General features: G+C 39.4%; 19 protein-coding genes and 1 pseudogene. 14 read left to right on the top strand and 6 right to left on the bottom strand.

The genetic code is table 11. The features are described 5' to 3' along the window. The first annotated feature begins 118 nt into the window (after positions 1–118). The 10 genes and pseudogenes from C228_RS0103750 to C228_RS0103705 all read left to right on the top strand — a co-directional run bounded on the left by C228_RS0103750 (position 119) and on the right by C228_RS0103705 (position 9371). On the top strand, positions 119–1507 hold the full coding sequence (locus C228_RS0103750; RefSeq protein ID WP_026313176.1) for an SLC13 family permease: 1389 nt from the start codon (positions 119–121) through the stop codon (positions 1505–1507). A gap of 156 nt (positions 1508–1663) precedes the next feature. Then, entirely contained in the window at positions 1664–2839 is a 1176-nt protein-coding gene (locus C228_RS0103745) for a phosphoglycerate kinase (protein ID WP_018651361.1), read from the top strand. 150 nt (positions 2840–2989) lie between these two features. Then, positions 2990–4066: a class II fructose-bisphosphate aldolase gene (gene fbaA, locus C228_RS0103740; protein WP_018651360.1), complete on the top strand. Its 1077-nt coding sequence runs from the start codon at positions 2990–2992 to the stop codon at positions 4064–4066. A gap of 124 nt (positions 4067–4190) precedes the next feature. Then, positions 4191–4985 carry a peptide ABC transporter ATP-binding protein gene (locus C228_RS0103735; RefSeq protein ID WP_018651359.1) on the top strand — a complete coding sequence of 265 codons (795 nt, stop codon included), beginning with the start codon at positions 4191–4193 and terminating at the stop codon, positions 4983–4985. Between the two features lie 81 nt (positions 4986–5066). Then, positions 5067–5714 (top strand): AzlC family ABC transporter permease, encoded by a 648-nt coding sequence (locus C228_RS0103730; RefSeq protein ID WP_018651358.1) that lies wholly within the window; start codon positions 5067–5069, stop codon positions 5712–5714. Continuing rightward, positions 5714–6007, top strand: coding sequence for an AzlD family protein (locus C228_RS0103725; RefSeq protein WP_018651357.1), 294 nt, complete (start codon positions 5714–5716; stop codon positions 6005–6007). Before C228_RS0103730 ends, C228_RS0103725 begins: the two co-directional genes overlap by 1 nt. A gap of 159 nt (positions 6008–6166) precedes the next feature. After that, positions 6167–6805 (top strand): nitroreductase family protein, encoded by a 639-nt coding sequence (locus C228_RS0103720; protein WP_018651356.1) that lies wholly within the window; start codon positions 6167–6169, stop codon positions 6803–6805. A gap of 154 nt (positions 6806–6959) precedes the next feature. Further along, a pseudogene (locus C228_RS13265) lies at positions 6960–7194 on the top strand (YqhA family protein); the annotation flags it as partial. A 111-nt stretch (positions 7195–7305) separates the two neighbouring features. Next, a complete protein-coding gene (gene gorA, locus C228_RS0103710; protein ID WP_018651354.1) occupies positions 7306–8676 on the top strand; it encodes a glutathione-disulfide reductase in 1371 nt (456 codons plus the stop codon). 74 nt (positions 8677–8750) lie between these two features. Further along, the gene (locus C228_RS0103705) at positions 8751–9371 is read left to right on the top strand and encodes a hypothetical protein (RefSeq protein ID WP_018651353.1); all 621 of its coding nucleotides are present in this window, start codon (positions 8751–8753) and stop codon (positions 9369–9371) included. 47 nt (positions 9372–9418) lie between these two features. On the opposite strand, the gene C228_RS0103700 is transcribed toward C228_RS0103705, so the two are convergent. The 6 genes from C228_RS0103700 to malE all read right to left on the bottom strand — a co-directional run bounded on the left by C228_RS0103700 (position 9419) and on the right by malE (position 17949). Then, complete coding sequence (locus tag C228_RS0103700; protein WP_018651352.1) at positions 9419–10213, bottom strand: TatD family hydrolase; 795 nt, start codon at positions 10211–10213, stop codon at positions 9419–9421. A gap of 66 nt (positions 10214–10279) precedes the next feature. Further along, positions 10280–11866 carry a carbon starvation CstA family protein gene (locus tag C228_RS0103695; protein WP_018651351.1) on the bottom strand — a complete coding sequence of 529 codons (1587 nt, stop codon included), beginning with the start codon at positions 11864–11866 and terminating at the stop codon, positions 10280–10282. A 218-nt stretch (positions 11867–12084) separates the two neighbouring features. Beyond that, entirely contained in the window at positions 12085–14133 is a 2049-nt protein-coding gene (malQ, locus tag C228_RS0103690) for a 4-alpha-glucanotransferase (protein WP_281109861.1), read from the bottom strand. Between the two features lie 60 nt (positions 14134–14193). Next, complete coding sequence (malG, locus tag C228_RS0103685; protein ID WP_018651349.1) at positions 14194–15084, bottom strand: maltose ABC transporter permease MalG; 891 nt, start codon at positions 15082–15084, stop codon at positions 14194–14196. 53 nt (positions 15085–15137) lie between these two features. Then, on the bottom strand, positions 15138–16688 hold the full coding sequence (gene malF, locus C228_RS0103680; protein ID WP_018651348.1) for a maltose ABC transporter permease MalF: 1551 nt from the start codon (positions 16686–16688) through the stop codon (positions 15138–15140). A 76-nt stretch (positions 16689–16764) separates the two neighbouring features. Next, the gene (gene malE, locus C228_RS0103675) at positions 16765–17949 is read right to left on the bottom strand and encodes a maltose/maltodextrin ABC transporter substrate-binding protein MalE (protein ID WP_018651347.1); all 1185 of its coding nucleotides are present in this window, start codon (positions 17947–17949) and stop codon (positions 16765–16767) included. Positions 17950–18280: 331 nt separating this feature from the next. Between malE and malK the strand changes: the two genes are divergently transcribed. The 4 genes from malK to malT all read left to right on the top strand — a co-directional run bounded on the left by malK (position 18281) and on the right by malT (position 24550). Continuing rightward, positions 18281–19420 carry a maltose/maltodextrin ABC transporter ATP-binding protein MalK gene (malK, locus tag C228_RS0103670; protein ID WP_018651346.1) on the top strand — a complete coding sequence of 380 codons (1140 nt, stop codon included), beginning with the start codon at positions 18281–18283 and terminating at the stop codon, positions 19418–19420. A 68-nt stretch (positions 19421–19488) separates the two neighbouring features. Then, the gene (locus tag C228_RS0103665; RefSeq protein ID WP_018651345.1) at positions 19489–20760 is read left to right on the top strand and encodes a maltoporin; all 1272 of its coding nucleotides are present in this window, start codon (positions 19489–19491) and stop codon (positions 20758–20760) included. A gap of 69 nt (positions 20761–20829) precedes the next feature. Then, on the top strand, positions 20830–21717 hold the full coding sequence (gene malM, locus C228_RS0103660; protein ID WP_018651344.1) for a maltose operon protein MalM: 888 nt from the start codon (positions 20830–20832) through the stop codon (positions 21715–21717). A gap of 115 nt (positions 21718–21832) precedes the next feature. After that, complete coding sequence (malT, locus tag C228_RS0103655) at positions 21833–24550, top strand: HTH-type transcriptional regulator MalT (protein WP_018651343.1); 2718 nt, start codon at positions 21833–21835, stop codon at positions 24548–24550. Positions 24551–24643 lie beyond the last annotated feature (93 nt).

Genomic DNA, 24643 nt, shown 5'->3' with positions numbered 1-24643 from the left:
CTCTAGATAAAATAATTGGTTGATTTTCCGTTTTATCTCTTTACTTTTGATAAAAATACGCTATTGTCGAATTTAGCGTCTATAACAGACCAATATGCAAACAATAAGAGGTATAACTATGTCAAGAACAACCAAAAGCCCAATGAGGGGCATGATAATTTTATTGCTGGATCTGATACTATTTTTTACGTTAATTAAACTGCTACCCTTTAATCCGCAAGAGAATCAAGGACTGGCATTGCTTATTTTTGTCGGAATCTTATGGCTAACCGAAGCTTTCAATATTACTGTTACCTCTTTAATGGTGCCTATTTTTGCCATTTTCCTGAATGTCTTATCAACCAAAGCGGCTTTCGCTCCTTTCTCTGAACCTATTATCTTTATGTTTTTTGGTGGTTTTGTTATTGCTGCCGTACTTAATTTGCAGAAAATCGATTTATGGATCGCAAACCATGTGATTCGTTTAGCCAAAGGTAATTTAAAACTTACCGTTATCTATTTATTTGGTGTTACGGCAGGGCTTTCATTATTTATTAATAATACGGCGGTTGCGGCGTTAATGTTGCCTTTAACGCTTGGGATTTTGCATCAGTTAGATTTTCAACAACATCGCAGATTATATGTATTTGTATTGCTTGGCATTGCTTTTAGCTCAAGTATCGGTGGGATGGGAACATTAGTAGGTTCTGCGCCAAATGCGATTTTAGCCTCTTATATTAAAGTGTCATTTTCTGAATGGCTTGCGTATGGTATGCCTGTCGCTGTGTTATTAATGATTGCGATGGTGTTTTCATTATTAGTTGTGCTACGCCCGAACTTTAATGTGCCGTTTGAAGCAAAAGTTGAACAAATTCCATTAACGGCACAACGTTTAACGACATTAGCTGTTTTTTGCGTGACCGCAATTTTATTAACCTTTAGTAGCGTGATTGAACCTGTTGTACGCCAAGCTTTTGCATTAAAGGAATCAATTAAAAGTTTTGATGCGGTGATTGCAATGGTTGCAGTTGTCGTGCTTTGCATTACGAATACGGCGACATGGGCGCAAATTCAAGAACGCGCAGAGTGGGGGGTATTAATGTTATTCGGCGGCGGTTTAACCCTTGGGATCGTATTGAAAGATACCGGTGCAAGTAAAATTCTGGCTGACGGTATCGTAAATTATATCGGTAATAAGCATTGGCTGATTATGACGCTTTCTATGGCAGCGTTTATTGTGTTTTTAACTGAATTTACTTCAAATACCGCAAGTGCTGCATTGATGATGCCGATTTTTATTTCGGTAGCAAACTCTCTCGGTTTACCACCGATTTCACTGGCGGCAATTATTGCTTGTGGTGCTTCCGCTGCCTTTATGTTGCCGATTGCTACACCGCCAAATGCCATTGTGTTTGCTACCGGCTATATAAAACAAAGTGAGATGGTTAAAGTCGGGTTAATTATGAATTTCGCTTGTGTGTTAATTCTTGGCTGCTTGTCGTATTTCTTCTGGACCACTTGGTGGTAGTGCTCCATTTGGAGTGGAAGAGGTCAAATAAGCGGTCAAAAATCGATTGTTTTTTGCAAAATTGTGCAAGAATTTGATCTACATTCGCCCAAAATGGGTAGAAAATGATATAATCATGCTGTTTTATTTTTGAAACTTAAAAAAGAGGAACTTACTATGTCAGTTATTAAAATGGCAGACCTTGATCTTGCTGGCAAACGTTTATTTATCCGTGCTGATTTAAACGTACCGGTAAAAGATGGCAAAGTGACATCTGACGCACGTATCCGTGCAACCATTCCTACCTTAAAATTAGCATTACAAAAAGGTGCTAAAGTGATGGTAACTTCTCACTTAGGCCGTCCAACTGAAGGTGTTTTCGAAGAAGCAAATTCTTTACAACCTGTAGTTGATTATTTAAATGCATCAGATTTAGGTGTGCCGGTGCGCTTAGTACGTGACTACTTAGACGGTGTTGATGTTGCGGAAAACGAAATCGTAGTGCTTGAAAACGTACGTATCAATAAAGGTGAGAAGAAAAACGATCCTGAGCTTGCGAAAAAATATGCGGCGCTTTGTGACGTTTTCGTAATGGACGCATTCGGTACAGCACACCGTGCTGAAGGTTCTACTTACGGTGTTGCACAATTTGCACCGGTTGCATGTGCTGGTCCGTTATTAGCGGCAGAATTAGATGCTTTAGGTAAAGCGTTAAAAGAACCACAACGCCCGATGTTAGCAATCGTAGGCGGTTCAAAAGTTTCTACTAAATTAACTGTTTTAGACAGCCTTTCAAAAATCGCAGACCAATTAATCGTTGGTGGCGGTATCGCAAATACTTTCATCGCAGCAGAAGGTCATGCTGTAGGTAAATCTTTATATGAAGAAGATTTAATCGCTGAGGCAAAACGTTTAGCTGCAGCAACTAATATCCCAGTTCCAGTTGATGTACGTGTAGGTACAGAATTCTCTGAAACCGCTCCGGCAACAGAAAAAGCGGTATCTGAAGTTCAAGCAGATGAATCAATTTTCGATATCGGTGACAAATCAGCAGAAGAATTAGCAAATATCATCAAATCTGCAAAAACTATTCTTTGGAATGGTCCAGTTGGCGTATTTGAATTCCCTAACTTCCGTAAAGGTACTGAAGTGATTTCAAACGCAATCGCTGAAGCAACGGCAAACGGTGCATTCTCTATCGCAGGCGGCGGTGATACGTTAGCAGCGATCGATTTATTCGGTATTGCAGATAAAATCTCTTATATCTCAACAGGTGGCGGTGCGTTCTTAGAATTCGTAGAAGGCAAAGTATTACCAGCAGTTGAAATCTTAGAGAAACGTGCAAACGGCTAATGCTTAATGATAAGCGGTCAAAAATCGCAAAATTTTTGCAAAATTCGACCGCTTGTAGGGACATGAAATTTCGTGTCCGTTACAAAATTTAAGAAGGACGCAATGCTTTGCGTCCTACCAAATCTATCAAACACTATAGGAAACTTAAAAATGGCATTATTAGACATCGTAAAACCGGGTGTAGTAACAGGCGATGACGTTCAAAAAGTATTCGCTTATGCTAAAGCAAACAACTTTGCAATTCCGGCAGTAAACTGTGTAGGTTCTGACTCTGTAAATGCAGTATTAGAAACGGCTGCGCGTGTTAAAGCACCTGTTATTGTTCAGTTCTCTAACGGTGGCGCACAATTCTATGCAGGTAAAGGTATCAAACCAGCATCAGGTGCTCGTGCAGATGTTTTAGGTGCAATCGCAGGTGCGAAACACGTTCATGCATTAGCAGAAGAGTACGGTGTACCGGTAATTCTTCATACTGATCACGCTGCGAAAAAATTACTTCCATGGATTGACGGTTTATTAGATGCAGGTGAAAAACACTTTGCAGAAACAGGTAAACCTTTATTCTCTTCTCACATGATCGATCTTTCAGAAGAGCCAATGGAAGAAAACATGGCAATCTGCCGTGAGTACTTAGCTCGTATGGACAAAATGGGTATGACACTTGAAATCGAAATCGGTATTACCGGTGGTGAAGAAGATGGTGTAGATAACTCAGATGTTGAAGAGTCTAAATTATATACTCAACCTGAAGACGTTTTATACGTTTACGACCAATTAAACCCAGTAAGCTCACGTTTCACTGTTGCTGCGGCATTCGGTAACGTACACGGTGTTTACAAACCGGGTAACGTAAAATTAAAGCCTTCAATCTTAGGCGCATCACAAGAATTCGTTTCTAAAGAACGTAACCTTCCTGCGAAATCAATCGACTTCGTATTCCACGGCGGTTCAGGTTCATCACGTGAAGAAATCCGTGAAGCGATCAGCTACGGTGCGATCAAAATGAACATTGATACAGATACGCAATGGGCATCTTGGGACGGTATTCTTCAATTCTACAAAGCGAACGAAGCATACTTACAAGGTCAATTAGGTAACCCAGAAGGTCCAGATTCTCCAAACAAAAAATACTACGATCCACGTGTTTGGTTACGTAAAATGGAAGAATCTATGTCTAAACGCTTAGAACAATCTTTCGAAGATTTAAACTGTGTAAACGTTTTATAATTTCAGATTGTAAAAAGTTAACCAAAAAAGACCGCTTATCGGCGGTCTTTTTCATTGATAATTGAAAAAGGATAATCAATAATTATTCGTTCAAATTATCTTTTTTCTATTATCTATTACTGTTATGGCATTATTAGAAATTCAAAATCTCAGTAAACGTTTTACTGACCGAATAAGTTTATTTCGCAAGCAAGATTTTTATGCGGTAAAAGAAGTCTCTTTTAGTTTAAATAAGCGTGAGACGCTGGCGATTATTGGTGAAAATGGTGCAGGAAAATCGACTTTATCAAAAATGATTGTCGGCTTAACGAAACCGACTTCTGGAAATATGCTATTTCGTGGCAAAAAATTAAAATTCGGTGATTACCAATTCCGTACTCGTCATATTCGAATGATGTTCCAAGACCCGAATTACGCCTTTGATCCTAACTATAACATTGGGCAAATCTTAGATATACCGCTACGTTTGGCAACAGATCTCAGTGAAGCCGAACGTAATGAACGTATCTTTCATATCCTAAGATTAGTCGGAATGTATCCGGAACACGCCTTAATTCATATTAAAGACACCTCAAGCAGCCAGAAACAACGTATTGCTTTGGCTCGGGCGCTGATCTTAGAGCCTGAAATCCTGATTGCAGACGATACGCTAAGTACATTAGATTTTTCGGTGAGAACACAATTAACCAATCTGATGCTTACTCTTCAAGAGCGTCTTGGCATTTCAATTATCTATGTCGGACAGAATTTAGGTTTAATTAAACATATCGCTGATAAACTAATGGTCATGCACGAAGGGGAAGTGGTAGAGTACGGCAAAACCAAAGACCTCCTGTTAAACCCACAAAGTGCGATTACCGCCCGTTTAATTGAAAGCCATTTTGGCAAGCAACTTACATCAGAAGCTTGGGCTGAATAGCCTACTTTCATAAATTAATAAAATAAAAAATCACTTATGCAACATCATGAATTTTTACGCGGAGTAAAGGAAGTCTCTCCGATGACTCTTGGCTTTATTCCATTAGGGCTTGTGCTTGGTGCTCAAGCTTCACAAAAAGGTATGCCGTTTTATGAAATCGGGTTGTTAACCGGTTTGAATTTTGCCGGTGGTTCGGAATTTGCCGCCGTGAATCTTTGGACTCATCCGCTTGCCATCAGCGTTATCGTTGCTGTTTCAACGCTGATTAATAGTCGCCATATTATTATGGGGGCTGCATTATCTCTTTATATGAAAAATATCGGTCGTTTGAAATCGCTCGGTTTGCTCTTTTTTATGACGGACGAAGTATGGGCGATGAATTTAGCCGATGCGCAGAAACGCCCGCAAAAAGCAATTAGTATTCCCTATTATATGGGAACGGCAATCAGCCTTTATATCATGTGGGTGAGTTCCAGTATGTTAGGCGCTTATATCAGACCTTTTGTCGATGATCTGGAAAAATACGGTTTCGATATGTCTTTTACCGCCATCTTTTTAGTAATGTTAAAAGGAATGTGGAAGTCATTTTCATTTGCTCGACCATGGTTTGTCAGTCTATTGGTAGCGGGATTGGTTTTCCATACGGTTGAGGGTGCTTGGTATGTGTTGGCAGGAGCATTGTCGGGGATTTTATCCGCCTATTTCTTTGCATCAAGGGAGGATAAATAATGGCATCAAGCGTTTTCTTTACGATTATTTTAATGGCATTCTCGACTTATCTTACTCGCATCCTTGGTTTTCTAGTGTTACGAAATAGAAAGTTAAGTCGCACGACGGAGCAAGTGATGGAAGCTGTTCCAGGCTGTGTTTTAATATCCGTTATTGCTCCGACTATTATGTCTGGCGATATTGCCAATACGATTGCTGTAATCCTGACTTGCTTGGCAATGATGAAATTTTCTTTATTTCCAACGGTGATCATTTCAATTATCGCCACAGGACTGTTGCGAGCGGTCTTCTAGCTGAACAAGCGGTTAAATTTGCGAAAAAATTTGCAAATTTAACCGCTTGTTTGGTTTTTGATCTAGTTCATAAAAAGCTTTAAATACCTCATTTAGACTATTTCTCTTTATTTTAGCTAAACGTACACTGATAAAAATAATTTGTAGAAGGAATGAAAAATGGAACTCAAGAATGTTATTGAACAGCGCAAAACCATCAAAGTTTTTAATCCTAATGTGAAGATTGAGCGCCAAGAGCTGGAAGAAATGTTAGTACTGACACAGCTTGCGCCCTCTAAAGCGAATTTACAACCATGGCGCTTTGTAGTGGTGGACGATGCTGTGCAAAAAAATAAATTACTAGGTTCTGTTGCATTTAATGCACCGCCATGTGAAACGGCTTCAGTAGTGATTTTAGTACTAGCGGATTTACAATATCAGTTGTTACTGGATGATATTTTGGAACGTTCGATTGAGACAGGTTGTTTACACCCGCAATTTAAACAACGTTCATTGGATTTTCTGCTCGGTGTACATAATGCTTCGAGCGAACAAGATATTCGTGATCAAGTGATCACCGACACGAGTTTAGCCGCTATGCAGTTTATGCTGATTGCTAAAGATAAAGGCTATGATACTCATGCGATTGGAGTATTTGATCGTCCTGCCGTATTGGAAGCACTTGAGGTAGATGCCGAGCGCTATTTGCCGGTGATGTTATTAGCGATTGGTAAGGCGGCAACGGCAGCACTACCAAGTAGCCGTTTACCTTTGGAATATACGGTTTCTTGGAATAATGGGAAAGGCTTTAAAAAATAATTGTAATATTTGTTAAACAAGCGGTCTTTTTTGTTAAAACTTTTGCAAAAAGTTATTAAAATTAGTCCTCTTTTTTATTGATTGCTTATATTGAGGAAGTATGCAACCTGTGAATAATTCAATTTTGAATAAAATTATTTTTGCAAGCCGTTAGCTGCAATTAGCCAATTTATTTAGACTTAATTGTCGTGCAAGGCATTTATGCTTATAAGTTTATGAAATTACTTTATAGCTTAATCGTGAACATTGGGGTAATGGATGAAAATACGATTATGTTAACGGTATTAAACCTGATTGACGTGGTGATGATTGCTAATTTATTAATTATGGTAATTGTCGGCGGTTATGAAACATTCGTGTCAAAACTTCATGTGGATGATCATCTGGATCATCGGCAGTCAGTTCAAAGCAGCATTAGGCCTATCACAATAATTTAATGCATTTTTACAAAAAGCGGTTAGAATTAAACCGCTTTTATTTTATTTATAGTAGGGAAGATTATGACAAAACATTATGACTATTTAGCCATTGGTGGTGGTAGCGGTGGTATCGCTTCAATCAATCGTGCGGCAAGTTATGGTAAAAAATGTGCGATCATTGAAGCGAAATATCTCGGCGGTACTTGTGTGAATGTGGGCTGTGTGCCTAAAAAAGTGATGTTTTACGGTGCGCATATCGCAGAAGCAATTAACAGCTATGCGCCTGATTACGGTTTTGATGTCACGCTGAATAATTTCGATTTTGCGAAATTAATCGAAAGTCGTGAAGCCTATATTTCTCGTATTCATACCTCATACAACAATGTCTTAGCTAAAAATAATGTTGATGTGTTTAACGGCTTTGCTAAATTTGTTGATAGCAAAACAGTGGAAGTCACTTATGCAGACGGCAGTACAGAACAAATTACTGCGGAGCATATTTTAATCGCAACCGGCGGTCGTCCGTCGATTCCGGCGGTTAAGGGCGCGGAGTACGGTATTGATTCTGATGGGTTCTTTGCATTACGTGAATTACCGAAACGTGTTGCGGTAGTCGGTGCCGGTTATATTGCGGTTGAAATTGCCGGTGTATTAAACAGCTTAGGTTCTGAAACGCATTTATTTGTACGTCAACACGCTCCGTTACGTAATCAAGATCCTCTGATTGTTGAAACGTTAGTGGAAGTATTAGCGCAAGACGGTATCACGCTACATACTCAAGCGATTCCGCAAGAAGTAAGTAAGAATGCGGACGGTTCGCTAGTATTAAAATTAGCGGATGGCAGAGAAACAACCGTGGATTGCTTAATTTGGGCAATCGGTCGTGAGCCGGCGTGCGATCAAATCAATCTTGATGCAGTAGGTGTGAAAACCAACGCTAAAGGTCAGATTATCGTAGATAAATTCCAAAACACCAATGTGCCGAATATTTATGCGGTTGGAGATATTATTGAAGGCGGTATTGAATTAACACCGGTAGCAGTGGCTGCAGGTCGTCGTTTATCTGAACGTTTATTTAACAATAAACCGAATGAACATTTGGATTATAATTTAGTGCCAACGGTTGTATTTAGCCATCCACCTATTGGCACGGTCGGCTTAACTGAGCCTCAAGCAATTGAAAAATTCGGTGCCGAGAATGTGAAAGTGTATAAATCTTCATTTACGGCAATGTACACGGCAGTTACACAACATCGTCAACCTTGCCGAATGAAGCTAGTTTGTGTCGGTCAAGAAGAGAAAATTGTCGGCTTACATGGCATTGGTTTTGGGGTTGATGAAATGATCCAAGGATTTGCAGTAGCGATTAAAATGGGAGCAACAAAAGCTGATTTTGATAACACTGTGGCTATTCATCCAACAGGATCGGAAGAATTTGTAACTATGCGCTAATTATAATAATATATGAGGTAAGTAAACCTTTTGTTTACTTACCTTTTTTTGTCTTATTAGGAATGAAATTTAAAATGAAAAACTTATTAGCCGTTTTAGGGGTAAGTTTTCTCTTAGCTGGATGTTTTGATGATCCGAAAAAGCAGGATGCTGATTCTAGTCAAATGCCCGTAGAGCAAAAACAGCCTCAAACAGGAGAAAAATCTTTGGAGCAGAGGAGCGAAGAAAGTAAAATATCTTCGGAAAAAGTTGATAAATCTGAGAAAGTTGCTGAGGCAGAGCACGAGAAAGATAAATCAATAACTCATCTTGGAGAAGAAGAGAAAGCAGAATTAGTGAAAACCAATAAAACTGCTGGCTCAAATAAAATTATTGAAAAACGCCATAAGCCGGAAAAGAGCGTTACGAAAAAATCATTTGTTGCAGTATCTCATGAAAAGAAAGTTGAGAATAAAACGAAGCATTCAGTCGTAAAATCTAAATCAGCTAAGCGCCGTCAAGATGTTAATGGTACTTATGAGAACGATAAGTTAGTAAGTAACTTCTCTCCTGAGGAATTACGCGTAGGTGCGCAAGTACCTATGTCGGATAATGAAATTCGCCAACAAAAAATGCAATGTCGTTATCCGTTTATGTCTCAGCAAGAGGTCGCAGAGAATAATTGTGGCGTGAAAACCGTGACGATTTCATATTAATTGGTCCGTTATCGTATGAAAAAGAGGGCAAATTTTTGCCCTCTTTTTTATTTATACCAAAATAATTTCTCACTGGTTTGCCAGATGGTCTCTGCAATTTCTTGTGGCGATTCATGGCGTAATTCACAAAGAGATTGGAAAGTCACAGCCAATCGCTCCGGACGGTTTAGTTTTCCTTGAAAGCCACAAACAGGCATATCGGGCGAGTCTGTTTCCAGTAATAAACTTTCTAAAGGCAGCTTACGCATAGCCTCTCTAGTTTTATTGGCTCTTGCATAGGTGATTGTGCCGCCTACCCCGATTTTATAACCTAAATCAACAAAGCGTTTTGCTTGGTCATAACTTCCGGCAAACCCATGAATTACTCCCGTATGCGATAATTGGGCTTTTTTCAGAAAGACCGAAAGTTGGTCATGACTTTTCCGAGAATGTAAATTTACCGGCAAATTGAACAGCTTGGCAAAAGCAAGTTGTGCCTCTAAATATTCACACTGCTTATGCCAAAATTCGGGGGTACAAAGCGTTTCTACCGCTCTTTCTAAACCGATTTCTGCGATAGCAGTACATTGTGGGTCTTGTTGTGCTAATAACGATTCTAAATAATCTAAATGAACTGTTTGGTGTTGTTGAATATAAAGCGGATGTAACCCTAATCCATAAACTAAATTATGAGGCATTTGTTTGGCACAAGCGGTCACTTTTGCGAAATTTTTTGCAAATACAGACACAACTAAAACGCGAGTGACATTTGAATGTTTGGCATTTTTAACAAGTTGATCAACGGAAAGATTGAGGCTTTCTGCCACATAATCCAGATGAGTATGGGTATCAAAGAATTGCATATAAAAGAATGGTTAAAATAAAAAAGCGAGGAAATTATCCCCGCTTTTAAAATATCAATCAATGGATTAATTTGTTACATAAGCATCTTCATCACGTTCGCCTAGTGGTTTAAGCATTGTGAAGAACAATACGATACAAACAGCAGTTGTTGCAAAACCTAAGTAAACAGAAAGTTGATAATCTAAACCGAAGCCGATTTTGTTATAGAACAAGTAGGTTGTGCATACGGTTGTAATAAACCATGCTGGGATTGAACATACCCAGTGGGATTTTTTGTAACGATATAAATATGCCGCCGCAGTCCAAAGCATTACCATTGCTGTCATTTGGTTTGCCCAAGTGAAATAACGCCATAAGATACTGAAGTCAATTTTTGATACCACGAAGCCTAATGCAAATAGCGGTATCGCAATCATTAAGCGTTTAGTTAATGAACGTTGATCAATTTTAAAAAGTTCAGCTAATTGTAAACGAGCTGCACGGAATGCAGTATCACCTGAGGTAATTGGTAACACAACCACACCTAATACGGCGAAAATACCACCGATAAAGCCTAAGAAGTGTAATGAGCTGTCATAAACCACTTTAGACGGAGAACCGGCAGAAATTGCATCTTGTAACGCTTGTGGGTTTTCATAGAATGCAAGACCCACCATACACCATACTAATGCGATAACACCTTCAGTAATCATTGCACCGTAGAAAATAAAACGACCTTCGCTTTCATTTTCTGCACAACGAGCCATTAATGGCGTTTGTGTCGCGTGGAAGCCTGATAACGCACCACAAGAAATTGTTAAGAATAATAAAGGCCAAATCGGAACATCACCCTTCACTTGGAAGTTTTGTGTGAATTTTTCCCACGTCAAACCTTGACCGTCTGCATTAATTGTACGGAAGAATTCAATTGGATCCGTTGCACTGAAGTGTGCAGTGATTAAACCGTAAACCATACCTACAGACATAAACAGTAATAATGCACCGAAGAATGGGTAGATTCGGCCGATGATTTTATCAATCGGAAGTAAGGTTGCTAAGATATAGTAAGCAAAGATGATTAAGGTCCAAACAGAGATAACTGTTGCTTTATCCATACCCCAAACCGTTAAGCCGCCTGCTTCAACCGCGTGATGAAGCGCTTCCGCATCGTTTAGTTGTAATGTGCCGCCTGTCGCACCGAAGACATCCATTGTAATAGTTGCCATTAATTGTGCCGGACTCGCTACGAATACCACGCCAACAAGTAAAAGAAGAACAAGTGCCATCACGTTGATGAATACTTTAACCGGGCGACCTAAGAATTTACCTGCTAAGGCAGGCATTGTTGCGCCACCGTTACGAATACTTAACATACCACAGAAGTAGTCATGTACCGCACCAGCAAAAATACAACCGATTACGATCCAAAGCATTGCAACCGGACCATATAGTGCGCCGAGGATTGGACCAAAAATAGGGCCTGTGCCGGCAATATTTAATAATTGAATGAGCCAAATTTTTGTTTTTGACATTGGCATATAGTCAACACCGTCGTTCATCGCATAAGCCGGTGTTGTTTTTTTCGGGTTGATCACGAAGATTTTCTCAATGATCTTCCCGTAGATAAAGTAGCCTAGTACGAGAACTGCTACACAAAAGAAGAACCACAACATAGAAAGGTAACCTTATAAAAGTTTGAATAATTTGGATATTACAAATCGCCAAAAGGCGTTGTATTTTAGTGATATACGTGAATAAAGTAAATTAAGTTCGTTACGATAAGTGGGTGTTTATGTAATAAATGTGAATAACTTCAAAGTTTTATCCAAGTCCTCCTTTTTAAATAAGTTATAATTTATAAAAATAGCCACAATAATTTGTGGCTATTTTGTTATCTATTCCGTTTTTGTTCGAAAGCATCAAGTAGTTGATTGATTTGCTCGTGGTTAAAAATCTCATTAATTGTATGGCTTAATTTTCTACGCCAATTCGGATATTCATTACTTGTTCCGGGAATATTTACCGGCTCGAGCATATTTAGCCAATCTTCCGGCTGGGTGCCAAATAAGGCAGAATTGGTATCCGCTACATAGCGTTGTAATTGGTGCACAAATTGTAGGTTTACGCCTTCGCTATCTTTTGCAAGATCTTGGACTTTTTCGACCGCTTGTCTAATCGCTTCTTTATTGAAATGGCGACTCTGTTTCAGAATATTAAGCACTTTTTCACTTGGGTAAACACCAAATTTTTCGCCTAAATCAAAGTCGTAGCCTTTCCAGTAGCCTTGTACGGTCGGTAAATCATGCGTACTGAGTGTAGTCATCGCTTGGTATGGATAATTAGTTAATGGCTTACTGCCGTGCTGATCCCATTCAAAGTAGAAAATGTTATAAGCAAGAATTCCTTTGTTCTCTAATTTTTGTAGCATGCCTTTCGGAACGGTACCAAGCGCTTCTGCGATGATTAAACATTGGTTTCGTTGGCTTTCTAAGGCAAGAATTGCTAATAAATCTTCTAGTGGATAACGCACATAAGCGCCGTTTTTAGCCGAATCGCCTTTTGCCACCCACCACATACGTGCAAAACCAAGAATATGGTCGATACGCAATGCACCACAATCTTTCATATTGGCACGTAATAAATCAATAAACGGCTGGTATCCTCGGCTTTGCAATACTTCCGGATGCATTGGCGATAATCCCCAATTCTGTCCGTTTGGCGCCATAATATCCGGTGGTGCACCGACAGAGGCATCTAGCACAAATAACTCTTTATCCGCCCAAGTTTCCGCTCCATTATCGGCAACACCTACCGCTAAATCACGGTAGAAGCCAATAGGCATATTGAGTGTTTTTGCCAATTGATTACACGCTTTTAATTGTTGTTGAGCCACAAATTGCAACCACATATAGAACCGAACTAATTGGCTGTGTTCTGTTTGAAATGCTTGTACTGCATTTGAAGCATAGTCTTGATATTCCTGCGCCCAGAAATTCCAGCCCCATTGCTCGCTAAATTGGTTTGATAACCAATAATGTAGAGCATCAAATGTACCTTGTACTTTTAGGCTTTCGCCGTATTCATTGATAAAGCGTTCGAAAGCTTGTTGGTCTTGCTGAACGAAAGTGGCATAAGCTAAACGTAGTCCTTCGAGTTTTAAGCGCATCACTTGTGAATAATCTACATAGTCTTTTGCTCTTGCCTCAATAAGTTGTTGTTGAACTTCTGCGGAATGAAACCAAGCTTGTGCTTCGGCAGACTGCTGGAAGGCATCAATTGCCGTTACATCAATATAAATAATGTTTTGCCATAAACGAGAAGACGGGCTATAAGGGCTGGCACTTTCCGGATTTGCAGGGAAAATGGCATGAATCGGATTTAAGCCGACAAAATCTCCCCCCTTGGCTGCAAGCTGAGTGAGGAATATTTTTAGATCACTAAAATCGCCAATCCCCCAGTTATGTTCAGAACGAAGCGTATAGAGCTGTAAAATTGCTCCCCATAACTTTTGTTTTTGTTGTAATTCTTTCGGTTGGAAAGCGGTTTTGGGCGTAATAATAATACGGCAATTTAGTGAGTGATGTTCACTTTCAAGTTGTAATTGATGATAGCCCAGAGGCAGATCTTTAGGTAAATTGATCGCATTGCGTTTCACTTTACCGCTAAGGATTTCACCGCTTTCTAAGTGAAGTTGCCAGCATGCTTGTAAATTTTTATTACTATTTGCAAGATTTAATCGAATATAGACCGCTTGTCCTTCTGTCGTAACTTTTACAGGAGGGATAACTGGCTTGCTTTTAGGAGAACCTAAGCGCTTTGCAATTTTGCGACAGACCGCTTGGCTGGCATAACGGCGTCTGCCATATTCATCAGAGAAATAAGAATTAAGGTATGGGTGAAGCGATTTCATTGTGATCTTCCTTTTTTGCTTAGTGAGCATAGCCTCATAAGCGGTTATTTTTTACTTATTTTTTGCAAATCGGAGAAGTTCCTCCGATACTTATCCTTTTACACCACCAGCGGTTAAGCCGCCGACTAACCAACGTTGTGCTAGTAAGAATACTAATGTGATTGGAATCGCAGACAAGATGGCGGCAGCGGCAAAGTCACCCCAAAGATAGTTTTGCGGATGTAAGTACTGTTGCATACCTACTGCAAGCGTGTAGTTTTCAACATCTCGTAATAAGAGTGAGGCAACTGGCACTTCGATAATGCTTGAGATAAAGGAAAGGATAAACACAACCGCTAAAATCGGTACGGAAAGCGGCAGTAAAATTAAACGGAAAGTTTGCCACGGACTTGCTCCATCAAGCGCAGCCGCTTCTTCAAGCGATTTATCAATAGTTTCAAAATAACCTTTGATTGTCCAAACGTGCATTGCGATACCACCTAAGTAAGCAAAGATTACCCCGCCATGTGTATTTAACCCTAAGAATGGAATGTAATCGCTTAGACGATCAAATAAGGCATACAATGCAACTAATGAAAGTACAGCCGGAAACATTTGGAAAATTAACATTGATTTCAGTAATAAACTTTTACCGGTGAAACATAAACGAGCAAAGGCATAGGCAGCAGTTGTCGATAAAGCGAGAGTGATCATAGCGGTAATACCTGCAACTTTAACTGAATTCCATAACCAGAGTAAAACAGGGAATGGCGGTGGTGTTACACTTCCGTCCACATGAGTAACGCTAAGACCTAAGGCAAGTTTCCAGTGTTCAAGTGAAATTTCACTTGGAATCAATTCACCAATTGCTAAGTTTCCGGGGCGCAATGAAATCCCGATAATCATCAGCATCGGGAATAAGATAATTGCGCAGAAACAGATTAGAAAAAGGTGAGTGGAAAATAAACGCAATTTCATTGATTTAGGTTGAACAATAGCCATAGTTGATATCCTCTTTGCTCCTTCTGTGCAGAGAGAAGAAGGAGCAACTTCAATTAATCCTGTGATAATTTCGTCATTCTGATTTGGAATAATGCTAATCCGCTTACTAGCAAGAAGATGATGACAGCGATTGCAGCCGCTAAACCAAAGTCTTGTGTACCGCTACCTTCAAAAGCAATACGATAAGTATAACTGACCAGTAAATCGGTATGTCCTGCCGGTGTTGTTGTGCCTACCATATTTGGACCACCGTTAGTTAATAACTGAATTAATACAAAGTTATTAAAGTTAAAGGCGAAGCTGGCAATCATTAACGGCATAAGCGGTTTAATTAACAATGGCATGGTAATTTTCGTGAAATTTTGCCATACACTTGCGCCATCAATCGCAGAAGCTTCATATAAATCGTGCGGAATCGCTTTGAGTAAGCCCATGCAAACAATCATCATATACGGATAACCTAACCAAGTATTCACAATCAGTAACATTGCTTTGGCTAAGAACGGATCATTAAACCATTCCGGACGGATACCGAATAATTGGTTTAGAATGAGGTTGATTTCACCGAAACTTTGGTTAAATAACCCTTTAAAAACTAAGATTGAAATAAAGCCCGGTACGGCGTAAGGTAAAATTAATAACAGACGATAAATCGCTTTACCTTTTAATGCTTCCCATTGTACGAGCGAAGCAAAAATCATCCCGAGTAATGTAGTAAAAACAACGGTTAAAAGGGCAAATACGACAGTCCAAATAAAGATTTTAATAAAGGGTTCTTGAACACCGTCATCGGTTAAGATTTTGATGAAATTCTGCCAACCTACTGAAACGGTATAACCCGGTTCTAATCGATTGCCTGTAAAATTACCCTGTTCGTCAATCGGTTGGAAAAAGCCGATATCATCATTCGGTTTATAGCGTTCACCACTCTCATTATTTGTTAAGATCTGATTTTGTTCATCAAATGTATAGCGTGCTTTTTGTTCAGCAAATTGGCGGAGAGAACTCATCGTAACGATTTGTTCGCTTGGTAATAATACTTTTATTACCTGTAATCTAGTTCGGTTTTGCGTAATTGCTTTTAAAGGGGCAACTGATATGTTAGGGAGTTGCTCTACTTCAGTTACAGCCAATTCAGCAGGAAGGGTATCTAATACAAGCGGTTCAGAAAGATAATTTTTTTGCGAATTAGGGTTACTTAATGCAAGTTGATATTGATTTTCGTTGGTTTGCAGCAATTTGAAATTCAGATGATCACCTGCAGCGTAAGTTTGATTTTGTAATTGGCGGACGACTTGTTCAAAGTTAAGTTGATTGGAGCCACTATAATTTGTAAAGGCGATAACGACAGTACAAATTAACGGGAATAACACAAAAATCCCCATAGCAGAAACACCAGGGTAAACATAGCGCCAACGGTAGGTCGATTGATTTGAGAAAATATAAATACCTGTCGTTACTACGACTAAAACAAGTAATGCAAACAGTATTTCACCTTGCAGATAAATGGTAAAAACAAGGTAAAAAGATAATAGATAAAGTAATCCGATAAATAGACGTTTAGCCCAAAGCTGGGAAGGGGGTGTTGTATTTAATGTTGGCATAGTGTTTCCCCTAAATTGGTAAGCCGGAGGTATAGGACGCCTATTTGAGGCGTCCTAACAACGAGGTTAGCAAAAATTATTCTTTTCCAATTTTTGCTTGCGCTTCATCAAGCGCTGCTTTTACAGATTGGCGACCGCTGGTTGCATTACCGATAGCGGCTTTTTCTGAATACCAGAAACGGCTCATTTGTGGAATATTCGGCATAATTTCTCCGTTTTCCGCATTCGCCATCGTTGCAGCAATGCGTGGGTCTTTAGCCAGTTTAGCTTGGAAAGATTTCAAGGCTACAGCGCCTAGCGGTGCATCTTTATTAACAGTTGTTAAGCCTTCATCGGTTAATAAATGATTTTCTAAGAATTCTTTGGCTAAGTCTTGGTTCGGGCTAGAAGCATTTACCGCAGCACTTAATACACCAACAAATGGTTTAGAGGCTTTGCCGTTTAATGTTGGGAGAACGGCTACGCCATAGTTGATTTCGCTTTTCTCAATATTAGCCCAAGACCACGGGCCGTTAATCGTTAAAGCGGTATTTCCTTTATTGAATGCAGCTTCTGAAACGGCATAGTCCATATCGGCGTTAATCACTTTTTTATTTACTAAATCAACAACGAATTGTAAGCCTTTTTGTGCGCCTTCATTATTTACGCCAATATCTTTCACATTATAACCGTTTGGTGTGACTTTAAATGCATAAGCGCCTTGAGATGAGATAACAGGCCAAGTGAAGTACGGCTCTTGTAAATTCCACATAATGGCACTTTTGCCTTTAGCTTTTAACTCTTTATCAAGCTTTTCCACTTCTTCCCATGTTTTTGGCGGTGTTGCTACTAAATCTTTATTATAAATTAATGAGATTGCTTCAATTGCAATTGGGTAAGCAATTTGTTTACCGTTATATTTATTAGCTTCCCAGCCGATATCAGACAGCTTCGCTTTAAATTCAGCGCTCGGTTTTACTTCTGCTAATAAGCCTGCTTGAGCGTAGCCACCAAAACGGTCATGGGCAAAGATAATTACGTCAGGACCATCGCCGGTTGAAGCAACTTGTGGGAATAATTCTTCTAATTTCCCCGGATGTTCCACTATAACTTTAACACCGGTTTCTGCTTCAAATTTTTTACCTACTTCGGCTAAACCGTTATAACCTTTATCTGCACTAATCCAGATATTGAGTTGACCTTCCACAATTTTTGCATTGACACCTTGAGCAACACAAAGCCCTGTTAATACAGCTAATGCGGTTTTAGTGAGTTTTTTCATAGAGTTTTCCTCATTTAATTTTAGAGATAGACCGACTTTCTAGTCTTTTACACAGAGCATAATAAAAAATTTACCCATCATTTCATCATCCCCCATCCTCCTCCCCATAACCGAATTTATTGATATAGTTCACAGATTTTGGGGATATCTCAGTTTTTTGTGAAACAGATCACAAAACTTCAGGTATTTTTTGTGATCTGTTTCACAAAAAACAAGAAAAAATGGAATAAAAACATTGAGTTGCGTAAAGAAAAAATTTACTGAAAGTATGATGTGGAAAAAAGAGAAATGCGTAAACTACATAGCAAATTTAAAGCGAGAGGACAAAAACATGACAGATGTTCGATTAGTAAAGGTATGCAAATCGTATGGCAATGTACACATTTCTAAGGATGTTAATTTAGAAATTAAAGACGGCGAATTTGTTGTTTTTGTTGGTCCGTCAGGTTGTGGTAAATCAACAGTATTACGAATGATCGCAGGCTTGGAAGAAATCACCTCCGGTGATTTATTTATCGGGGATAAACGAATGAATGATGTACCGCCAGCGAATCGAAATATCGGTATGGTATTCCAATCTTATGCATTATATCCACACCTTTCAGTCGCAGAAAATATGTCATTCGGCTTAAAACTTGCTGGCGCTAGAAAAGAAGAAATCGACCAGCGTGTTAACCAAGTTGCAGAAATTCTACAACTCGCTCATTTACTAAATCGCAAGCCGAAAGAATTGTCGGGCGGTCAACGTCAGCGTGTTGCGATTGGACGTACCTTAGTTTCACAGCCCGAAGTGTTTTTATTAGATGAACCTCTTTCAAACTTAGATGCAGCATTACGTGTGCAAATGCGCGTAGAGATCTCAAAATTACATAAAAAACTTGGCAGAACAATGATTTATGTAACGCATGACCAAATCGAAGCGATGACACTCGCTGATAAAATTGTTGTTTTACAAGCGCTTTCTGCGGGCAGCAATCTTACAACGAACGTTGCACAAGTGGGTAAACCATTAGAGCTTTATCACTATCCGGCAAATCGTTTTGTAGCAGGTTTTATCGGATCACCTAAGATGAATTTCTTGCCGGTGCGAGTGATTGATGTGCGTGAAGGTGGGGTGAAAATTGAATTACCGGATTCAACCCATTTAAATTTCTGGGTACCGGTTGAAAGTGGTGGTGTAAAAGTAGGAGATAACCTTTCATTAGGTATTCGTCCAGAACATTTATTACCGTGTGAACAAAGCGAAGTTTGTATTTCCGGCACGGTCAAAGTGGTGGAACAACTAGGTAATGAAACGCAAATTCATATTGAAATGCCACCGATTAAACAGAGTTTGGTCTATCGCCAAAATGACATTGTATTAGTGAAAGAAGGCGATTTAATGTCGATTGGTATTAATCCGAATCGTTGTCACCTTTTCCGAGAAGATGGCACGGCATGTAAACGTTTATTTGTCGAGCAAGGTGTATAAATGTTCTTAAGGGTTTCCCTTAAATTTTAATAATGAAAAAACTGTCTGAAAAGAGAAAGGAGTTTCCTATGAACCTCAATAAAACGATGTTAGCAACTTTAGTTTCAAGTGCTTTACTCTCAACCAGTGCATTAGCGGTTGATTTCCATGGTTATGCACGTTCCGGTATCGGTTGGACTTCAGGTGGCGGCGAGCAATCGGCATTTACTGTGAATGGTGGCGGTTCAAAATACCGTTTAGGTAATGAAGCTGAAACCTATGCAGAATTAAAATTAGGTCAAGAGCTTTATAAAAACGGTGAGAAATCTATTTACTTAGATACCAATGTAGCTTATTCGGTAAATCAACAAGTAGACTGGGAAGCGACGAATCCAGCACTTCGTGAAGTGAATGTTCAGTTCAAGAATTTTGCAGACAGCTTACCGGGGGCAACCTTATGGGCAGGTAAACGTTTCTACCAACGTCACGATGTACATATGAATGACTTCTACTACTGGGATATTTCAGGTCCGGGTGCAGGGGTTGAAAATATTGATGTCGGTTTCGGTAAACTCTCTTTAGCGGTAACTCGTAATACTGAAAAAGATGGTGCATATAGCTGGAACTATAATCCTATTACTAAAAAATGGGAAAGCAGCCAAGATAAAAATAAAGATGTTTATAACGATGTATTCGATGTTCGTTTAGCAGGTATTGAAACGAATAAAGACGGTTCATTAGAAATCGGTTTTGACTTTGGTAATGCACATACTAAAGACGGTGCAATCTATGAAAAAGATGCGACGAAACGTGGCTATATGGCGACCATTGAGCACACTCAAGGTAACTTCTTCGGCGGTTTTAATAAATTTACCGCACAGTATGCCAAAGATGCAATGACATCATGGAATACTGGGCATTCACAAGGTGGGTTAGCGAATAATAAAGGCGATATGCTTCGTCTAATCAACCAAGGCGTTGTGCAAGCAAGTGATAAAGTAGAGGTAATGTATGCGTTAATCTACGAAAAAACAGACTTGGATAACAAACAAGGTAAAACTTGGTATTCTGCAGGTATTCGCCCGATGTATAAATGGAACGATACAATGAGCACCTTACTAGAAGTGGGCTATGACCGTATTAAAGATCAAGCAAGCGGTAAGAAAAATGATCTGATGAAATACACCATTGCGCAACAATGGCAAGCGGGGAATAGCATTTGGGCGCGCCCGGCAATCCGTGTATTCGGCACTTACGCACACTGGAATGACAAATTTAACACGGCACATCGCACAGACGCTGGTTATAAAGCGAAAGACGGCGAGTTTATCGGCGGCGTTCAATTTGAAGCATGGTGGTAATTAAATCATCTGGGGCGTATGTATTACGTCCCTTTGCGATGTAACAAATAATTTTTTAGAGAGGCATTTATGAAAACCAAAATTGCAGCATTTTTATCAAGTGTTTTATTTGCATCGGTTGCTATGGCAGCGACACCATCAAAGACAGAACTAAGCCGTTTTGGTTGGCAAGATGTTACTTTCTCACAAAAGATTGTTAATGAACTTTCAGAAAAACAAATCCGTACATTTAGCCAAATGCTAGCAGGCACAAATAGTGCGGTAATCGGTTATAAAATTCCGGCAAATCAAGGCACACTCAAGATTAAAATCAGCAGTTTAGTAGTAGATAATGACCATATTTTTGTACCGAATGTCTTAGTTTTGGATGCGAATTTTAATGAGTCTCTAACATACCCCGCTTCGCAATTTAAAGTTGTGGAAGAACGAGGTTTTGAAGGCGGGCAAATTCAAGCGGAATTAAGTTTAACGCCAGCAACCGGACAAGATTTTATTTATTTACTGCTCTACACCACTGAAAAAGATCTCGCAGGGCAAACGACATTTACCCACCCAGTGAAATTATATGAAAAAGCAAAAGGTAACCAACCACCTGCAATTGCAGATTTACTGGTAAAACATACTAATTCCGGACAAATTCAAATTAATGTAGATGGTATTCAGAGTACTCAATTTGTCGGTTTAGGTAATGTGGCTAATGGCGAGGCATTATTTGAAGCAAAACCGACAGTTGCCCAAACAGTGGGGGCTGAAATACAAGCGGTTAAAAATCCGCAAAAAAATGCAAAGCCGAAAGCAGTAGAGAAGACCACAGAACAATACTTTAATGAAGCAGTTACGCAAGCATTAAAAAATAATGATATTAGTAAAGCAATGAATTTAGTAACTGAAGCGGAGCAATTAGGGCTTTCTTCACCTCGTCAAATCTTCTTAAAACAAGTTTCTGCTAAAAAATAGATGTTTTTTTATCTTTATCCTTTTGCCACTGAATTTTCAGTGGCTTTTTTTATTTCCACTAACTAAATAAGGAGAAAATTGTTAGAATCTCCATATCGTATGTAATGGAGGAAACATGCAAGCAACATTTTCAAGATTGATTCCAACTAAGTTAATTTCTAGTAAAGTCAATCGAACCGTCAAAGAGACAGAAACCGTTGAACGAACATTACTCTTAAATGAATTAAATCGAGCGGAATTTTATCCGATGACGCTTGTTATTGCGCCGGCAGGCTACGGCAAAACAACGCTGGTTTGCCAATGGAAGGAAAAACAATTAGCGAAAAACCAGCGTATTGGTTGGTACTCACTTGACGAAAGTGACAATAAAATAGAACAATTCTCCGCGTATTTTACCGCTGCACTCTCGCAAGCGACCGACCTCTCTTTTTCCGGAATTGTTTACCAAAATAATTTGGTAGATTATTTCTCTCAGTTATTGATTCAGCTTTCTCAGGTGCGTAGCCACTTTTACTTAGTGATAGACGATTATCACCATATTGAAAATAGTAAAATTCACGATGCACTTCGTTTTTGGTTAAAGCATCAACCACAGACGATGAGCCTGATTGTCTTATCACGTTTAATTCCTCCGTTAAGTATTACTAATTTACGAATTCATGAACAACTCTTAGAAATTGATGTGCATCAGCTGGCATTCACGCCGACCGAAACTCGCCAGTTTTTAGCGTTAAAATTTAACGAGTCGCTGACAGATGATGAAGTTTTCTCACTTTGTGATCGTGTTGAAGGCTGGGCAACTGCATTACAATTAGTCAGTTTTGCCGTGAAGCAAAATCCTGAATTATTGCGTTCGCCGGAAAAATTATTTGCCAAGCTCAATCAACAACATATTGCCGATTATCTGAATGAAGAAGTATTCCATTACGTTGAGCCGGAAATTAAGTTATTTATGCAACGTTGTGCGATTTTACGTTCAATGAATGAAAAATTAGTACTGGCTCTCACTAAGGATGAAAACGGCGTGAAAAAGCTTGATGAATTAGAAAAAATGGGGCTTTTTATTCAACGGATATTGCATGACGATGGTGAAATTTGGTGGAAATTTCATCCGATCTTAGCATCTTATCTTGCGCAAAGTTGTCGTTTAGAACTGCCTTGTGAATGGCAAGAGCTACATAAAATCGCAGCGATGATGTGGCTGAAATTAGGCTATGGATCCGAGGCACTTTATCATGCGCAGATGTTGGAAGATTCTCAAACGCTTTATACCATTTTGCAAGAACATGGCTGGTCGTTATTTCATCAAGGTCAGCTTAAGTTATTGGAAGATTGTTTGGCATTACTTTCAGCACAGCAACTTTGGCAAGATTCAAACTTAGTGCTGTTAAAAGCGTGGCTTGCACAGAGCCAGCACCGTCATCAAGAAGTGTCGGGTATTTTGCAAAAGTTTCAGCCAAATCAACCACTTGTTGCTGATTTACAAGCACGTTTTGATGCATTAAAAGCACAGGTAGCAATTAATGAGGGCAATGATGAGCAGGCCTATAACTTAGCAAAACAGGCGCTTGTTCATTTGTCGTCCGATTTCGGTTATGCGCAAATTGTTGCAAATTCCATTATTGGAGAAGCACAACATTGTCGGGGTTATTTGAAAGAAGGTTTGGCTCAAATGCAGAAAGTGGAGAAAATGGCATTAGAGCAAAGAGCCTATCATCAGTGGTTATGGTCGAAACTGCAACAAGCAGAAATTTTATCGGCACAAGGCTTTTGGCAGTCTGCCTATGACTTGCTAAAAGACACCACGTTACAAGCGCAGCATTTGCACCAAATTCCGATGCACGAATTTTTATTGCGTTTAAAAGGGCAGATCCTATGGGAATGGCATCATTTAGACCAAGCGGAAGCGATGGCAAATGCTGGTATTGAAGTCTTAGAAAAAGAGGGCGAGCAAGCGCATTGTTTGGCTTTGTTGGCAAAGGTGTCTCTGACCAAAGGCGATTTAAATAACGCCGGACGTTTGATAGAACAATGTCGCAATTTAATTATTGCTCAGGCGGTGCATTGGGATTGGCGTTCAACTTTTGACGAAGTACAAATACTGTATTGGCAAATCAGTGATGATAAGTTGCATTTAGAAAGCTGGTTAACGCAAGTCAGTTTTCCTGAACAAGACAATAATCACTTTTTGCAACGTCAATGGCGTAATATTGCTCGTTGTTATTTGCTACAGGATAATTTTGAACAAGCGTTGAATATTTTGAATCGCCTGTTACAAACTTCTGCAACCTTTAATTTGATCAGCGATACGCAACGAGCGCTGATTTTGCGTAACCGAGTGTTTTATCGTCAGGGAAGAGCAGATCTGGCACAAAAAGATTTGATCCGAGCGTTAAATCTAACTCAACAAACCAATTTTATTAGTGCTTTTGTGATTGAAGGTGATTTGATGGCACAGCAAATTCGCCAATTGCTACAAATCAATGTATTGGATGAACTTTCAACCCATAAGGCACAATTTATTTTGCGGAGTATTAATCAGCACAATCGCCATAAATTTGCCCATTTTGATGAAGAATTTGTCGCTAACTTGTTGAAGAATCCACAGGTGCCGGAATTACTTAAAATCAGTCCGCTTACAGCGAGAGAATGGCAGGTGCTCGGCTTAATTTACTCAGGCTACAGTAATGAACAGATTTCACAAGAATTGGTGGTGGCGATCACTACGATTAAAACGCATATTCGCAATCTGTATCAAAAAATCGGAGTGGCAAATCGTAGCGAAGCGATTGAATATACACGCAGTTTATTGAGAATGATGGGGTATAGTTAATTTTTTCGAAAAATACATTCGCTAATGAGAACCCCCTCTTTGTGGGAAAGAGGTGGGAAAATTTGCAAAATTTCGTACATTTTTAACCGCTTG

It is taken from the genome of Actinobacillus capsulatus DSM 19761 (genome assembly GCF_000374285.1).
In the GTDB taxonomy this organism is placed as follows: Bacteria; Pseudomonadota; Gammaproteobacteria; order Enterobacterales; family Pasteurellaceae; genus Actinobacillus; species Actinobacillus capsulatus.
Note: the sequence above shows the minus strand (reverse complement) of the source record. Positions and strands in the feature narration are given on the sequence as shown.

Bases quoted from the DNA above. Each gene is read 5' to 3' on its own strand.
- C228_RS0103750 (WP_026313176.1), top strand. From the start codon at position 119: ATGTCAAGAACAACCAAAAGCCCAATGAGGGGCATGATAATTTTATTG.
- C228_RS0103745 (WP_018651361.1), top strand. From the start codon at position 1,664: ATGTCAGTTATTAAAATGGCAGACCTTGATCTTGCTGGCAAACGTTTA.
- fbaA (WP_018651360.1), top strand. From the start codon at position 2,990: ATGGCATTATTAGACATCGTAAAACCGGGTGTAGTAACAGGCGATGAC.
- C228_RS0103735 (WP_018651359.1), top strand. From the start codon at position 4,191: ATGGCATTATTAGAAATTCAAAATCTCAGTAAACGTTTTACTGACCGA.
- C228_RS0103730 (WP_018651358.1), top strand. From the start codon at position 5,067: ATGACTCTTGGCTTTATTCCATTAGGGCTTGTGCTTGGTGCTCAAGCT.
- C228_RS0103725 (WP_018651357.1), top strand. From the start codon at position 5,714: ATGGCATCAAGCGTTTTCTTTACGATTATTTTAATGGCATTCTCGACT.
- C228_RS0103720 (WP_018651356.1), top strand. From the start codon at position 6,167: ATGGAACTCAAGAATGTTATTGAACAGCGCAAAACCATCAAAGTTTTT.
- gorA (WP_018651354.1), top strand. From the start codon at position 7,306: ATGACAAAACATTATGACTATTTAGCCATTGGTGGTGGTAGCGGTGGT.
- C228_RS0103705 (WP_018651353.1), top strand. From the start codon at position 8,751: ATGAAAAACTTATTAGCCGTTTTAGGGGTAAGTTTTCTCTTAGCTGGA.
- C228_RS0103700 (WP_018651352.1), bottom strand. From the start codon at position 10,213: ATGCAATTCTTTGATACCCATACTCATCTGGATTATGTGGCAGAAAGC.
- C228_RS0103695 (WP_018651351.1), bottom strand. From the start codon at position 11,866: ATGTTGTGGTTCTTCTTTTGTGTAGCAGTTCTCGTACTAGGCTACTTT.
- malQ (WP_281109861.1), bottom strand. From the start codon at position 14,133: ATGCTCACTAAGCAAAAAAGGAAGATCACAATGAAATCGCTTCACCCA.
- malG (WP_018651349.1), bottom strand. From the start codon at position 15,084: ATGGCTATTGTTCAACCTAAATCAATGAAATTGCGTTTATTTTCCACT.
- malF (WP_018651348.1), bottom strand. From the start codon at position 16,688: ATGCCAACATTAAATACAACACCCCCTTCCCAGCTTTGGGCTAAACGT.
- malE (WP_018651347.1), bottom strand. From the start codon at position 17,949: ATGAAAAAACTCACTAAAACCGCATTAGCTGTATTAACAGGGCTTTGT.
- malK (WP_018651346.1), top strand. From the start codon at position 18,281: ATGACAGATGTTCGATTAGTAAAGGTATGCAAATCGTATGGCAATGTA.
- C228_RS0103665 (WP_018651345.1), top strand. From the start codon at position 19,489: ATGAACCTCAATAAAACGATGTTAGCAACTTTAGTTTCAAGTGCTTTA.
- malM (WP_018651344.1), top strand. From the start codon at position 20,830: ATGAAAACCAAAATTGCAGCATTTTTATCAAGTGTTTTATTTGCATCG.
- malT (WP_018651343.1), top strand. From the start codon at position 21,833: ATGCAAGCAACATTTTCAAGATTGATTCCAACTAAGTTAATTTCTAGT.